Genomic DNA, 15,335 nt, shown 5'->3' with positions numbered 1-15,335 from the left:
TTCCTACTCCGCCGGCACGGCGGCGGGTGCGCCGCGGCGCCAGCGCCGCTGCCGCACCCGGTCGATCAACAGATAAATCACCGGCGTGGTGTACAGCGTCAGCACCTGCGACACGAACAGCCCGCCGATGATGGTGATGCCGAGCGGCCGTCGCAATTCAGTGCCGGGCCCGACCGCGACCACCAGTGGAATCGCCGCGAATAGCGCCGCCAGCGTGGTCATCAGGATCGGGCGAAACCGCACGACACAGGCCTCGAAGATGGCATCCGCGGAAGACAGCCCGCGATCACGTTCTGCCTCGAGCGCGAAGTCCACCATCATGATCCCGTTCTTCTTGACGATGCCGATCAGCATGATGATGCCGACGAAGGCGATCACCGTCAGTTCGGTCCCGGTGACCAGCAGCGCCAACAGCGCGCCAAGTCCAGCCGACGGCAGCGTCGAGATGATCGTCAGCGGGTGCGCAAGGCTCTCGTAGAGCACGCCGAGCACGATGTACATCGCGATGAACGCCGCCAGGATCAACAGCGGCTGCTTGCTGGAGGTGGCGCGGAAATCCCCCGCATTGCCGTCGAACGAGCCCCGAATGCCCTCCGGCATGTGGAGTTCGTCGACCGCGCGCTGGATGTTTGCGGTCGCCTCCTGCAATGGCACGTCGGGCAGCGTGTTGAACGACACCGTCGTCGACGGCACGCCCTGGGTGTGAGCGACTGCCAGCGCCGCCAGCCCGCGCTCGGCCCGGACCACGGCGGACAGCGGCACCTGCTCGCCGCTGGAGCTGTCGACATAGATCCGCTTGAGATCGGTCGGGTCGGTCTGGAACGCCGGATCGATTTCGAGCACCACCTGGTATTGGTTGCGCTGGGTATAGATCGTCGCGATCTGCCGCTGCGAGAAGGCGTTGTTGAGCGCGTTGTCGATGTCCTGAATCTTGACGCCGAGCCGCGCCGCCATGGTGCGGTCGATCGACAGCGTCAGTTGCAGGCCACCGTCATCGCGGTCGCTGGTGACGTCGGTGATGCCGTCGACCGTCTGCATCCGCTTGGCGACGATCGGCGCCCATCTCTGCAACAAGTCCAGATCGGGACTTCTCAGCGTGTACTGGTAGTTGGATTCGCTGGAGCGGCCTCCCCCGCGCAGATCCTGGGCTGCGAACATGAACAGCCGGATGCCCGCGACCCGGCTGAGCTGCCGTCGCAGCCGATCGATCACCATCTGAGTGGTGATGCCCTCGCGTTCTGCATTTGGCTTGAGGTTGATGAACATCGTGCCGCGATTGGCACCACCGCCGCCCGGTCCGCCGCCTCCGAGCACGGAGCCAACGCCGGCGACCGCCGGATCAGCCATCACGATGTCGGCGAGCTCCGACTGCAGTTTCCGCATCGACTGAAACGAAATATCGGCGGAGGCGCGGGTGGAACCAATCACGAAGCCGGAATCATCGATCGGAAAGTAGCCCTTCGGCACTTTGATATAGAGCGTGACCGTGAGCGCGATGGTGGCAATGAAAACCACGACGGTCAGCCACGGCACGCCGAGCACGGCGCGGAGAGACCAGGCGTAGAACCCGACCATCCGGCTCAGTGCTCCCTCCACCAAGCGATCGAACCAGGTCTGTTTCGGCGCCGCTTCGGCGCGAATGTAATGGGCGCAGATCATCGGCGTCACCGTCAGCGACACCACGGTCGACACCACGATGGCGAAGGTCAGCGTCAGGGAGAATTCGCGCAGCAGCCGGCCGATCAACCCGTCCATGAAGATCAGCGGCGCGAACGCGGCGACGAGCGACAGGCTGATCGACAGCACCGTGAAGCCGATCTGCCGGGCGCCTTCCAGCGCCGCCGGCAACGGCGCCATGCCGCGCTCCAAGTTGCGGTACATGTTCTCGATCATCACGATCGCGTCGTCGACGACGAAGCCGACCGCGATCGCCAGCGCCATCAGCGACAGATTGTTGATCGAGAACCCGCTGATCCACATTCCGGCGCAGGTGCCGGCCAGCGCCAGCGGCACCGACACGCCGGCGGCGATCGTCGGCGTCAGCCGGCGCAGGAACAGCAGCACCACCACCATCACCAGCACCGCGGTCGCCAGCAGCGTCCATTGCATGTCGTCGACGCTGGCGCGGATCGTTCCGGTGCGGTCGGCCAGAACCGAGATCTCGACGCCGGCCGGAATCCACCGTTTCAGCTCAGGCAGCAGCGCCTTCACGCGGTCGATTGTCTCAATGACGTTGGCGTCGCCCTGCTTGGTGATCTGCATGATCACCGCCGGCTGCTTGTTGTACCAGGCGATGGTGCGGGCGTTGCGTGTCGCGTCGCTGACGGTGGCGACATCCGACAGCCGCACCGTGCCGTTGGCGTCGCTCTTGATGACGATGCTGCGAAACTGTTCCGCTGTCCGCATCTGCGGATTGGTCGACAGCGTCTCGGTCAGCTGCGGCCCATCGAACGCGCCGACCGGGCCGACCGGATTGGCGTTGACGATCGCCGTGCGCACGTCGTCGGTGGAGATGCCGGCGCTCGACAGCGCGACTGGATTGAGCGCAATCCGCACCGCCGGTTGATCGGCGCCGGAGACGGTGACGTCGCCGACGCCCGGCACCTGCGAGATGCGCTGCGCCAGCACCGTGTCGGCGACGTCGTAGATCGCGCTCGCCGGCATCGTCTTCGAGGTCAGTGCCAGGATGTAGACTGGCGCCGCGGCGGAATTGAACTTGCGGAACTTGGGCAACGTCGGCAGATCGGTCGGCAGGTCGCTGACGGCAGCGTTGATCGCTGCCTGGACGTCGCGTGCGGCACTGTCGACGTTGCGGCCGATCGAGAACTGCAACTGAATGCGGGTGCTCCCGAGCGAACTGGTCGACGTGATCTGATCGAGCCCCGCGATCTCGCCGAGCCGCCGCTCGAGTGGCGCCGCGACGGTCGAGGCCATCACCGATGGTGCCGCGCCCGGTCGCGAAGCGGACACCATGATCATCGGAAAATCGACGTTCGGCAGGGCCGCAACCGGCAGCACCGCATAGGCGACCAAGCCCACCAGGAACAATCCGATCGCCAGCAGCGTGGTGCCGACCGGCCGACGGATGAACGGGGCGGACATCGAGGCCATTACAGCCCCTCCCCGGCGCCAGCCAGCGGCGGTGACGGCGTCGCCGGTGGCACCGGCGGCAACGCCCGCTCCAGCTTACGATTGATCCGGTCGAGCGCCAGATAGATCACCGGCGTGGTGTAGAGCGTCAACAGCTGGCTCAGCAGCAGGCCGCCGATGATCGAGATGCCGAGCGGAAACCGCAGCTCAGAACCGGTGCCGCTTTCGACCGCCAGCGGCAGCGCGCCGAACAACGCTGCCAGCGTCGTCATCATGATCGGCCGGAAGCGCAGCCGGCACGCCTCCACGATCGCCTCGAAGGACGACATTCCACGCCCGCGCTCGGCTTCAAGCGCGAAGTCGATCATCATGATGGCGTTCTTCTTGACGATGCCCATCAACAGGATGATGCCGATCAGCCCGATGACCGACAGATCCTGGCCGAACAGCATCAACGCCAGGATGGCGCCGACGCCGGCCGACGGCAGCGTCGACAGGATGGTGATCGGGTGGATGTAGCTCTCGTACAGCACGCCGAGCACGATGTAGATCGCGACGATCGCGGCCAAGATCAGCCACGGCTGACCGTCGAGCGCCTTGGAAAACTCGGCGGCATCGCCGTAGAAAACGCCGACGATGCTCCCCGGCATCCCGATCCGCTTCTCGATCGTCTTGATCTCGTTCAGCGCTTCGCCGAGCGAGGCGTCGGGCGCAAGGTTGAAGCTCATCGCCACGGAAGGAAATTGCGCCTGATGCGAGATCGCCAGTGGCGCGATGGTGCGCTTCAACTCGGCGACCGCCGAGATCGGCACCTGCGCGCCCGCGGCACCCGGTACGTAAAGCTTGGACAGGATCGACGGGTCCTGCTGATAGATCGGGAGCGCCTCCAGCACCACGCGATACTGGTTGGCCTGGCCATAGATCGTCGAAATCTGCCGCTGCGCGAACGCGTCGTTGAGCGTGTCGTTGACCGCCTGGATGCTGACGCCGAGCTGGCCGGCGCGCTCGCGGTTGACGTCGAGCGCAGCGCGCAAGCCGCCCTCCTGCGCTTCGGTCGAGACGTCTCGGAACAACGGATCGTTGCGCAGCTCTTCGAGCAACCGATTGGCCCATTGCGACAGCAGCGCCGCGTCGGTCGCGGTCAGGGTGTACTGATATTGCGAGCGGCTGGCCTGGGTCGAAATCTGAACATCCTGCACGGCTTGGAAGTACACCGTCATGCCTGGGATGCCAGCGACGCGCTGCTTCAGCCGTTCGATCACCTCGCTCACATCGGATTTGCGGTCGCCGCGCGGCTTCAACGTCAGGACCAATCGGCCGACATTCGGCGTCGGATTGACCGAGCCGGCACCGATCACCGACACCACGCCGACGACGTCGGGATCGGCTTCGATCGCCTTGGCGGTCTCGGTCTGCCGCGCTTTCATCTCGGTGAACGACACCGCCGGCCCCGCTTCCGTCACCGCGGTGATCGAGGCGGTATCCTGCAGCGGCAGGAAGCCCTTCGGCGCGATCACATACAGCACGAGGGTTGCAACGATGGTGAGGAAGGTCACCACCAGCGTGGCGCGCTGATGCTTCAGCACCCACAATAGGCTGCGATGATAGGCCTCAGCGCCGCGATCGATCCAGCCGGTGATCGTGGCGAGCCCCGGCACCTGACGCTCGTCGCGGGCGTGCTTGAGCAGCCGCGAGCACATCATCGGCGTCAGAGTCAGCGACACGATCGCCGAGGTGACGACCGCGATCGTCAGCGTCAGGGCGAATTCGCGGAACATCCGCCCGACCAGGCCGGACATGAACAACAGCGGGATGAACACCGCGATCAGCGACATCGTCAGCGAGATCACGGTGAAGCCGATCTCGCTGGCGCCCTTCAGCGCCGCCTGCATCGGGCTCTCGCCGTCCTCCATGTGACGAACGATGTTCTCGATCATCACGATGGCGTCGTCGACAACGAAGCCGGTGCCGATCGTCAGCGCCATCAACGACAGATTGTCGAGGCTGAACCCCATGAAATACATCACGCCGAAGCTGGTGATCAGCGACAGCGGCAACGCCACGCCGGCGATGATGGTCGCCCGCATCGAGCGCAGGAATAGCAGCACCACCAGCGTCACCAGCACCACGCTCAGCAGCAGCGTGAACTGCACATCGTGCACCGAAGCTCGGATCGTCTCGGTGCGGTCGCTGACCACCGTCAGCTTGACGCCGGCCGGCACCATCCGCTGGATCCGCGGGATTTCGGCGCGGATGCCCTTGACGACGTCGATGACGTTGGCGCCGGGCTGGCGCTGGATATCGAGGATCACAGCGGGCGCGCCTTGATACCAGGCGCCGGTGCGCTCGTTCTCGAGCCCGTCGATGATCTGGGCGACGTCGCCGATCGTCACCGGCGAGCCGTTGCGGTAGGCGACGATGATCGGGCGGTAGGCGTCGGCCGCGGCGATCTGATCGTTGGCGGCGATGGTGTAGGCCTGCTGCGCGCCGTCGAGCGAGCCTTTGGGACCGGACACATTGGCGTTGGCGATCGCTGTGCGCAGGTCCTCCATCGAGATGCCATAGGCGGCGAGCCGGGCGAGATCGGCCTGCACCCGCACCGCCGGCTTCAGACCGCCGAGCACCGCGACCCGGCCGACGCCGGAGATCTGCGCCAAGCGCTGCGCCATCAGCGTGTCCGCAAGATCGCTCATATTGCGGAGCGACACTGTGGTCGAGGTCAGCGCCAGCGTCATCACCGGCGCATCGGCCGGATTCACTTTGGCGTAGACCGGCGGATACGGCAGGTTCTTCGGCAGGATCCCGGCGGCAGCGTTGATCGCCGCCTGGACGTCCTGGGTGGCGCCGTCGATGTCGCGGTTGAGATCGAACTGCAGCGACACTTGGCTGACGCCAAACGACGAGGTCGAGGTCATCGCGGTCAGCGACGGAATTTGGCCGAGCTGGCGCTCCAGCGGCGCGGTGATCAGCGACGCGACCACGTCCGGGCTCGCACCCGGCAGCTGCGTCGTCACCTGCACGGTCGGAAAGTCGACCTGCGGCAGCGCCGACACCGGCAGCGCCAGATAGCCGAGCAGGCCGCCGATCATCAGCGCGACGCCGAGCAGCGAGGTCGCGATCGGACGTCGGATGAACGGCTCGGATACGCCCATAAAACTCACCTCAGCGTTGCGTACTGACGTCTGGTACTCTGGCGTCCGGCGCCTCGGCGCAGACCGCGAACGGCCTCAAGGCGCCTTGGACGCACCCGCCGGCGATCCGCTGGGGGCCGGCGCTTGCTGCTGGCCGCCTTCACCGCGACGACTTTTGCCCTGCCCCTCGCCGGCCTGGTGGCCGCCGCCCTGGCCCTGAGCACCGGGCGGGCCGCGGCGACGCTTCTGCGGAGCGAGATCGGCGGCCGGAGTCTGGCTGGCATCGCCGATCGTCACCTTGGCGCCTTCGGCCAGGTTGGCGAATCCGGTCGTCACGACCCGGTCGGCTGGCGCCAGGCCCTCGGCGACCACGGCTTCGGTTTCGTTCTGCTGCGTCACCTTCACCGAACGAGCATGAACGATGTTGTCCTCATCGATGACGTAACTGAACGTGCCGGCCGGCCCGCGCTGCACCGCCGACACCGGTACGACGATCGCCTGCTTCAACGTGTCGACCTTGAGCCGCACGTTGACGAACTGGCCAGGCCAGAGCCGCAGCTTGGCGTTGGGAAATTCGGCTTTCAGCTTGACGGTGCCGGTGGTCTGATCAACCTGATTGTCGATGCCCTTCAGCATGCCGGTATCGACCACGGTGACGCCGTCATTGCCGAACACGTCGACCGGCAGCGGCGCCTCGGCCGCCGCGGCGTTGACCCGCACGATCTGCTGCTGCGGCAGGCTGAACTGCACGCCGATCGGCTTGAGCTGCGTCAGCACCACGATGCCGGTGGTGTCCGAGGCGTGAACGATGTTGCCCTTGTCGACCTGGCGCAGGCCGGCACGGCCGGAGATCGGCGCCACCACCTTGGTGTAGCTCAGCGTCGCCGCCGCATTGTCGATCGCCGCCTGATCGGAGCGCACCTGCGCCTCGAGCTGCGCCACGGTTGCCTTCTGGGTATCGGCCTGTTGCTTGGAGCCGGCATTCGAGGCGGCGAGCTGCTGATAGCGCGCCAGATCGATCTTCGCATTGGCGAGCTGCGCTTCGTCCTGTGCCTTCTTGGCGACGGCCTGATCGTAGGCCGCCTGATAGATCGCCGGATCGATCTCCGCCACCACGTCGCCCGCCTTGACGTCCTGGCCTTCGTCGAAGTTCACGGCGATCAGCTTACCATCGACCTGGGCGCGTACCGTCACTGTGGCGAGCGCTTTCACGGTGCCGACGCCGTCGAGATACACCGGCACGTCGGCGACCTTCGGCGTCGCCGCCAGCACCGGCACAGCAAGATCCGGCGGCATCCGCCGCTCGGCCTGCTTGGTGTGGATCGCGCGCCAGGCGACGAAACCGAGCCCACCGAGGATCACCGTCACCAGCAGCAGCGAGACGCCACGGCGTCCCAGCCGTGCGCTCCAGCCTTTACGCCCGGACCCGGCACCGGGCGTCTCTTTCGCATCCGGCTTAAAGAGCATCGGCCGTTCTTTCCATCTTTGGCTCCCAGCCGCCCCCGAGTGCCTGAAACAGGCTGACGATCGCCTGGAAACGCGCAAGCTGCGTCTGGATCAGCGCGTCCTCGGCCTGGAATAGCGTGGCCTGCGTATTCAGCACCGTGACGATGTCACTGGTGCCGGCGCGGAGCTGCTGCTCGGCGAGATCGAACGCGCGCCGCGACGACGCCACCACGACGCGCTGCAGCCGCAGCCGATCGGTGTTCTGCTTGATCGATTCGAGGGCGTTGTCGACATCGGCGAACGCCGACACCACCGTCTTGCGATAGGTCTGCAGCAGTTCTTCCTGCTGCGCCCTGGTCAGGTCGAAATTGCCCTGAATTTTGCCGCCGTCGAAGATCGGCTGTGTGAGGCCCGCAGCGATATTGGAAAACGTCGCCTGCGGCGTGAACAGCGATGCCAGCGCCGCGCTCTGATAGCCGCCCTGGGCGGTGAGCTGGATGGTCGGGAAGAACTGCGCCCGCGCGCTGCCGACGTTGGCGGTGGCCGAGGCGAGTTGCGCCTCCTGGCGACGAATATCGGGCCGCTGAGTCAGCAGATCGGACGGCAGCCCCGGCGTCACCCGCGGCGAGGACAGCCTCGCCAACGATCCGCCCACGACCTTCACGCTCTCCGGCGGACGCGCCACCAGCGTCGCCAGCGCGTTGACGTTCTGCGCCAGCGTCAGCCGCAGCGGCGGCAGTGCGGCGCGCTGATTGGCCAGCACACTCTCCTGCTGCGCCACATCGAGATCGTTCCCGGTGCCGGCGTTCAGCCGCTGCTTGATCGCGTCGAGAATGCGGCTGGCGCTTTTGATGTTGCTTTCGGCGGTCCGTATCCGGTCCTGCGCCGCGAGCACCTGGAAATAGGCATTGGCGACGGCGGCCATGGTCGTCAGCACCACGGTATCGCGGTCGAACCGGTTCGCGGTGGCGGTCTCCTCGGCCGCGAGCGCAGCGTCGTGGTTCTTGCCCCAGAAGTCGATCTCGTAGGACGCGCTGAGCGACGACGAATAGGTGCTGTAGCGGCGGCCGGCGATCGTCGTGTTGGAGATGTTCGAGCCCGAGGTTTTGATCTGGCTGCCGTTGCCGCTGCCGCTGAGGCTGGGCAGCAGCGCCGCGCCGGTGATCCGCGCCTGCGCATCCGCCTGGCGAATCCGCGCGACCGCTGCAGCGACGTCGAGATTGACCGTCTGTGCCTCTTCCATCAGTCGCGTCAGCTCAGCCGACCGGAAGCCACGCCACCAATCCAGCGCCGGCGGCTTCTCGACCGCGGTCCGCGACGCAGCCTTGTAGCGATTCGGCAGGTCGAGTGCCGGATCAGGCAGGTCCTGGGTGAGGATGCAGCCGCCGGACGCAGCGACCAGGGCCGAGGCCACCACCAGTCGGGCTGCGCGGCCAAGGTAGCGAAGTGTGGTGCTCATGCTGGGCGCGATCCATCTCCCGGCGCGGCGTAACGCCGCGCACGCCGCGCCATGAAGGATGTCGGCGCACGATGTTCTCTGCCAATCACTTGCAACTCTGCCACCGAAGACTGCCGCCTTTAAGCCAGAGTCCATTGTAATGGGCGGAAACGCCGCCGCACAGGGCCGTCATCAAGCGCTCGGTGACAAGTTGTTTCCGGCCCACCGTCGATGAAGCGCCCTCCGCGGTGCGATTCTTCTGATTTCATCGGTGTTCCATGAGCTTGACGCCCTCGACGAATGTGGCAACTCTTACAAAGATTTCATCTGGTGATACGGCCGTCCGAGGAAGATTCCCTGCCCGCCCTTCGATTTTTTTCGCTGCCGGACATGCTGAAACTCTCGACCCTCGATGCCGTAGCTCGGTCGCCGGTGGGCTAGAGGGGGCTTGGAATGCGCGTCGCTATCGTCGGAACGGGAATCGCGGGGAATGCCGCCGCATGGGCGTTGTCGCAACGCTACCCCGTCACAGTCTACGAGCGCGAACTGCGCGCCGGGGGGCACAGCCACACCGTCACAGTCGACTATGACGGCTCTTCAATTCCGGTCGACATCGGTTTCATCGTCTACAACCAGCTGAATTATCCCGATCTCACCGCGATGTTCGCGCATCTCGGCGTCGAGACCGCGGAAAGCTGCATGAGCTTTTCGGTCAGCGCCGACGCCGGCCGTTTCGAATGGAAGGGCGGCGGCTCGAACTGGCTGGAAACCGCGGACGGCCTTTTCGCGCAGCGCCGCAATCTGCTGTCGCCGTCCTTTTTGAAGATGCTGCGGCACATTCTGACCTTCAACGAGCAGAGCGTCGAAGATTTCAAGGCAGGCACCCTCGCCGGCCTTTCGCTGGGCGATTATTTCCAGAGCCGCAAATTCTCGCCGCGGCTGCTGACCGACTATCTGGCGCCGATGGGCGCGGCAATCTGGTCGGCGCCCGCGTCCCAAATCCTCGACTTTCCGGCCGAGAATTTCGTCGCCTTCTTCAACAACCATCGACTGCTGCACTACGAGCGTCCGATCTGGCGCACCGTGAAGGGCGGCAGTGCCCGTTATGTCGAGAAGCTCACCAGCGCCTTCAAGGACGACATCCGGCTCGGCGCAGCCGTCACCTCGATCGAACGCTCGCCGAAGGGCGTCATCGTCCGCGACAGTCTCGGCGGCCTCGGTGTGTTCGATCATGTCGTGATCGGGGCGCACAGCGATCAGGCGCTCACGATGCTCTCGGACGCCAGCGACATCGAGCGCGAGGTTCTCGGCAGCATCGGCTACGCACCGAACATGGTGTACCTGCACCGCGATCCGCGGTTGATGCCGAAGCGCAAGCGCGCCTGGGCGTCGTGGAATTTTCTACGCTGGCAGCGCCAGGGCTCGCCGGTCAACGACGTCGCAGTCACCTATTGGATGAACCGGCTGCAGGGCATCGACGCCGACAAACCATTGTTCGTCAGCCTCAACCCGCCGTTCGAGCCGGCGCCAGAGCTGACCTTCGGCCGCTATGCCTGCGACCATCCGCAATACACCGCCAAGGCGTTCGCCGCGCAGCGGCGCGTCGGTGAGATCCAGGGCCATCGCAACACCTGGTTCTGCGGTGCCTGGACCGGCTACGGCTTCCACGAGGACGGGCTTCGCTCCGGGCTGGCGGTCGCCGAACATCTCGGCGCCCCGGTGCCGTGGCGCGGGCCGCCGCCGGAATTCTGCGAAGCGGCCGAATAGCCATGGCGCCCCTCACCGCCTCCACCTCCTCGGCGATCGGCGCGCCTCCCACCGCGGCGGCGGCGCTGTATGTCGGCGATGTGATGCATGCGCGGCTGAAGCCGGTCGGGCACCGCTTCCAATATCGGGTGATGTCGCTGCTGATCGACCTCGGTCGACTGGATGAGGCCAACCGGATCTCACCACTGTTCGGCGTCAACCGGCGCGCGCTGTACAGTTTCCACGAAACCGACCACGGACCGCGCGACGGCTCGTCGCTGCGCGCCTACGCCGAGGCCAGCGCTGCTGCACAAGGCGTCGATCTCCGGGGCGGCAGGGTGTTGCTGCTGACCTACCCGCGGGTCCTCGGCTACACCTTCAATCCGCTGTCGGTCTATTTCGGCTATGATGCCTCCGGCGCATTGGCGGTGGTAATCTACGAAGTCCGGAACACCTTCGGCGACATCCATCCTTACGTGTTACCGGTCCGCGCCGGCGAGCTCGGCCCCGCCGGTCTGCGGCAGGAGCAGGACAAACTGTTCTACGTCTCGCCGTTCATCGAGATGGCGATGCGCTATCACTTCCGTATCATGCCGCCCGGCGACATCGTGCGGCTGCGGATTCTCGAGACGGATGCCGACGGCCCGGTGCTAGCTGCCACTTTTGCGGGCACACGCCGCGCGCTGTCGAGCGCCTCGTTGCTAAGGGCTTTCTTCGCGCTGCCGCTGATGACGGCGAAGGTAATCGCCGCGATTCATTGGGAAGCGCTGCGGCTGTGGATCAAGGGCGCCAAGCTCGTTCCGCGCCCTGCGTCACCACCGCCACCGCCCAGCTTTGCAGCCCGCGGGCCCGATGCTTATAATCCATAAACAGTGAGCCCGGCGTCGCTTCCGTTCCGCTGGGCGTGAGCGATGGAACAACAATGTCCGAGTTGGTAGCGCTGACCCCCGACAACGTCGAAGCCCGTGTGGCCGATCTGCCGCGCGTGGTGCGGATGGCGCTGGCGTTCGGCGCGCGGCTGCAGCGCGGGACGCTCGACGTCACCCTTCCCGATGGCCGCCGCTTTCGCCTCGGCGGCGCCGAGCCCGGCCCCGCCGCCGAGATGCGGCTGTACAGCTACGGCTTTGCGTCACGGCTGATCAATGGCGGCGACATCGGCATTGCAGAGGCCTACCTAAACAGGGAGTGGGACACGCCAGATCTCACCCAATTCCTGTATCTGTTCTGCGTCAATCACGAGCTCATCCAGGCGATGCTCGGCGACAATCCGTTGATGCGGTTCGTGCAGATGGTGCGGCATTGGTTCAACCGCAACACCAAGCGGCAGGCGAAGAAGAACATCTACGCCCACTACGATATCGGCAACGAGTTCTACTCCGCCTGGCTCGATCCGAGCATGACCTATTCATCGGCGCTGTTCGAGGATCACACCCACGATCTGACCGCGGCGCAGATCAACAAATATCAGCGCCTCGCCGAAGCGATCGACCTCAAGCCCGGCCAGTCGGTGCTGGAGATCGGCTGCGGCTGGGGCGGCTTCGCCGAATATGCCGCCAAGACTTTCGACGTCCGCCTCGTCGGCCTGACCATCAGCCGGGAACAGCGCGACTTTGCGCAGAAGCGAATGTTCGAGGCCGGGCTCGCAGACAAGGTCGAGATCAAGCTGCAGGATTACCGCGACGAACGCGGTCGCTATGATCGGATCGCCTCGATCGAGATGATCGAAGCCGTCGGCGAAGAATTCTGGCCGAGATACTTCTCACAGTTGCGCGATCGGCTGATGCCGGGCGGTCTGGTCGGAATCCAGGCCATCACCATCCAGGACCGCTTCTTCCAGGCCTATCGCCGCGAGGTCGACTTCATCCAGCGTTACGTGTTTCCGGGCGGGATGCTGCCCTCGCCCGGCGTGCTCAAGACGCTCGGCGAGACATTCGGTGTGCCTGTGGTGCGCGAGCGCGTGTTTGGAGAAGATTATGCCAAGACGCTCGCGACCTGGAGAGACAATTTCCGCGCAGCATGGCCCAAGCTGACCTCGCAGGGCTTCGACGAACGCTTCCGCCGGCTATGGGAATACTACCTGTCTTATTGCGAAGCCGGTTTCCTGTCCGGCAACATCGACGTCCGTCAGGTGGTTTTCGCCAAGGCCGGCTGATCGCGCGGCTGCATCGCCGCCGCGATTGCTCAATGCTGCGGCATGCATGCCTTGTCTCGCGTCGTGCGGTCTCCTACCTTGAGGGCCCGCAACGTCATCAGCCGGACAGCATGAGCATCAAGAACGACGTCGTCGACGCCATCGGCAACACGCCCCTGATCAAATTGAAGCGCGCGTCGGAACAGACCGGCTGCACTATTCTCGGCAAGGCCGAATTCATGAATCCGGGACAGTCGGTGAAGGATCGGGCCGCGCTGTTCATCATCCAGGACGCCGTGAAGCGCGGCGCACTGCGGCCCGGCGGCGTCGTGGTCGAAGGCACCGCCGGCAACACCGGCATCGGGCTGGCTCTCGTCGCCAACGCGCTCGGCTTCCGCACCGTGATCGTGATCCCGAACACGCAGAGCCAGGAAAAGAAGGACATGCTGCGGCTGTGCGGCGCCGAGCTGATCGAAGTCCCGGCCGTGCCTTACGCCAATCCCAACAACTACGTGAAGCTGTCCGGCCGGCTCGCCGCGCAGCTCGCCGAGACCGAACCGAACGGCGCGATCTGGGCCAATCAGTTCGACAACGTCGCCAACCGCCAGGCGCACATCGAGACCACCGCGCCGGAGATCTGGAATCAGACCGATGGCAAGGTCGACGGCTTCGTCGCCGCGGTCGGCTCCGGCGGCACGCTGGCCGGCGTCTCGATCGGCCTGAAGCAGTTCAATCCGAAGGTTCGCGCGGTGCTCGCCGACCCGATGGGCTCGGCGCTGTACAACTACTACAAGAACGGCGCGCTGAAGTCGGAAGGCTCCTCGATCACCGAAGGTATCGGCCAGGGCCGCGTCACGGCCAATCTCGAAGGCGCACAGATCGACGACGCCTATCAGATCCAAGACAGCGAGGCCGTGCCGCTGATCTACGATCTGCTCGAACATGAAGGCCTTTGCCTCGGCGGCTCGAGCGGCATCAACGTCGCCGGCGCGATCCGTCTCGCCAAGGATCTCGGTCCTGGCCACACCATCGTGACCATCCTGTGCGACTATGGCAGCCGCTACCAGTCCAAGCTGTTCAACCCGGAGTTCATGCGCAGCAAGAACCTGCCGGTACCGGACTGGATGGAGACCAAGAGCACGATCCAGGTGCCGTTCGAGCAGGCGTAAGCGCGAGCATGGCGGCCGCGGCCACGACATCCTGAGCGACCGCGTTAACCCGCCGCCAACCCTGCCATAACGGCACGCGGCGCATTAAACTGAAATTTCATGGCGCCGGCCGATCCTTGCGCAAAACAAGGAGCGCGTCGGCTCATGTCCGATTTCAGGTCTTTCGGCACCACGCTGGTGGCGGCGGTTGCTGTGCTATTCGTGTCGGATGCCCTGTTCGGCAACGACAGCTACCGTTTCGACCGGTCGCTCTACAGCAGCGCGCTCTATGCGCCGCGTCCGTCGCCGAGCACTGCCGCAACGCTTGGGTTCGATGCAGCGATGACGCCCGCCGAGCGCATTCGGGAGACGTTCGGCCAGTTCACCGTCAGCACCGCCAAGCGTTACTCGTCACGCGCGACCATCATCAGATAACCATCGACCGGATCCGGCACCCGGACATCAGCGCAGGATCTGGCTGAGGAACAGCTTGGTCCGCGCGTGCTGGGGATTGGCGAAGAACTGCTCCGGTTCGTTTGCCTCGATGATCTGACCGGCATCCATGAACACGACGCGGTCGGCGACCTCGCGGGCAAAGCCCATTTCGTGAGTCACCACCAGCATGGTCATGCCCTCCTCGGCGAGGTCGACCATGGTGTCGAGCACCTCCTTGACCATCTCCGGATCGAGCGCCGAAGTCGGCTCGTCGAACAGCATCACCTTCGGGTTCATCGACAGCGCCCGCGCGATCGCCACGCGCTGCTGCTGGCCACCGGAAATCTGCCCCGGATATTTGTCCGCCTTGTCGGGAATCCGCACCCGCTCGAGATATTTCATCGCGGTGGCTTCGGCGTCCTTCTTCGGCACGTTGCGGACCCAGATCGGCGCCAGCGTGCAGTTCTCCAGCACGGTGAGATGCGGAAACAGGTTGAAGCTCTGGAACACCATCCCGACTTCGCGGCGGATCGCATCGACGTGCTTCAGGCTCGGCCCGAGATCGATGCCGTCGACCACGATGTCGCCTTCCTGAAACTCCTCCAGCGCATTGATGCAGCGGATCAGCGTCGACTTGCCCGAGCCCGACGGTCCGCAGATCACGATGCGCTCGCCGCGCGCGACCTCGAGGTTGATGTCGCGCAGCACGTGGAACTCGCCGTACCATTTATTCAGACCTGCGACCCTGACGATCGGAGTGTCAGCCATCA

Annotated in this window: 10 protein-coding genes; 5 read left to right on the top strand and 5 right to left on the bottom strand. The window is 65.2% G+C overall.

Annotation, left to right across the window (positions count from 1 at the left end; all coding sequences use genetic code 11):
- Positions 1 to 3: 3 nt before the first annotated feature.
- From DNX69_RS01280 to DNX69_RS01265, 4 genes are all read right to left on the bottom strand, one after another.
- Entirely contained in the window at positions 4 to 3,111 is a 3,108-nt protein-coding gene (locus DNX69_RS01280) for an efflux RND transporter permease subunit (RefSeq protein WP_110784196.1), read from the bottom strand.
- Positions 3,111 to 6,242 (bottom strand): efflux RND transporter permease subunit, encoded by a 3,132-nt coding sequence (locus tag DNX69_RS01275; protein ID WP_110784194.1) that lies wholly within the window; start codon positions 6,240 to 6,242, stop codon positions 3,111 to 3,113. The genes DNX69_RS01280 and DNX69_RS01275 overlap by 1 nt, the downstream gene beginning before the upstream one ends.
- A 75-nt stretch (positions 6,243 to 6,317) precedes the next feature.
- The gene (locus DNX69_RS01270) at positions 6,318 to 7,688 is read right to left on the bottom strand and encodes an efflux RND transporter periplasmic adaptor subunit (protein WP_110784193.1); all 1,371 of its coding nucleotides are present in this window, start codon (positions 7,686 to 7,688) and stop codon (positions 6,318 to 6,320) included.
- Positions 7,678 to 9,126 carry an efflux transporter outer membrane subunit gene (locus tag DNX69_RS01265; RefSeq protein ID WP_110784191.1) on the bottom strand — a complete coding sequence of 483 codons (1,449 nt, stop codon included), beginning with the start codon at positions 9,124 to 9,126 and terminating at the stop codon, positions 7,678 to 7,680. The genes DNX69_RS01270 and DNX69_RS01265 overlap by 11 nt, the downstream gene beginning before the upstream one ends.
- Positions 9,127 to 9,558: 432 nt before the next feature.
- On the opposite strand from DNX69_RS01265, the gene DNX69_RS01260 reads away from it, so the two are divergent.
- The 5 genes from DNX69_RS01260 to DNX69_RS01240 all read left to right on the top strand — a co-directional run bounded on the left by DNX69_RS01260 (position 9,559) and on the right by DNX69_RS01240 (position 14,565).
- Positions 9,559 to 10,872 carry an NAD(P)/FAD-dependent oxidoreductase gene (locus DNX69_RS01260; protein ID WP_110784189.1) on the top strand — a complete coding sequence of 438 codons (1,314 nt, stop codon included), beginning with the start codon at positions 9,559 to 9,561 and terminating at the stop codon, positions 10,870 to 10,872.
- A gap of 2 nt (positions 10,873 to 10,874) precedes the next feature.
- A complete protein-coding gene (locus tag DNX69_RS01255; RefSeq protein WP_110784188.1) occupies positions 10,875 to 11,720 on the top strand; it encodes a DUF1365 domain-containing protein in 846 nt (281 codons plus the stop codon).
- 53 nt (positions 11,721 to 11,773) lie between these two features.
- Entirely contained in the window at positions 11,774 to 13,003 is a 1,230-nt protein-coding gene (locus DNX69_RS01250; RefSeq protein ID WP_110784186.1) for an SAM-dependent methyltransferase, read from the top strand.
- Between the two features lie 110 nt (positions 13,004 to 13,113).
- Positions 13,114 to 14,151, top strand: coding sequence for a cysteine synthase A (locus DNX69_RS01245; RefSeq protein WP_110784185.1), 1,038 nt, complete (start codon positions 13,114 to 13,116; stop codon positions 14,149 to 14,151).
- A gap of 144 nt (positions 14,152 to 14,295) precedes the next feature.
- Complete coding sequence (locus DNX69_RS01240) at positions 14,296 to 14,565, top strand: hypothetical protein (RefSeq protein ID WP_110784183.1); 270 nt, start codon at positions 14,296 to 14,298, stop codon at positions 14,563 to 14,565.
- Between the two features lie 27 nt (positions 14,566 to 14,592).
- Here the strand turns inward: DNX69_RS01240 and DNX69_RS01235 are convergent, their stop codons facing one another.
- The gene (locus DNX69_RS01235) at positions 14,593 to 15,333 is read right to left on the bottom strand and encodes an amino acid ABC transporter ATP-binding protein (protein ID WP_110784182.1); all 741 of its coding nucleotides are present in this window, start codon (positions 15,331 to 15,333) and stop codon (positions 14,593 to 14,595) included.
- Positions 15,334 to 15,335 lie beyond the last annotated feature (2 nt).

It is taken from the genome of Rhodopseudomonas palustris (assembly GCF_003226555.1).
In the GTDB taxonomy this organism is placed as follows: domain Bacteria; phylum Pseudomonadota; class Alphaproteobacteria; order Rhizobiales; family Xanthobacteraceae; genus Rhodopseudomonas; species Rhodopseudomonas palustris_I.
The sequence above is the reverse complement of the archived record's forward strand: the minus strand, read 5'-3'. Positions and strand labels throughout refer to the sequence as shown.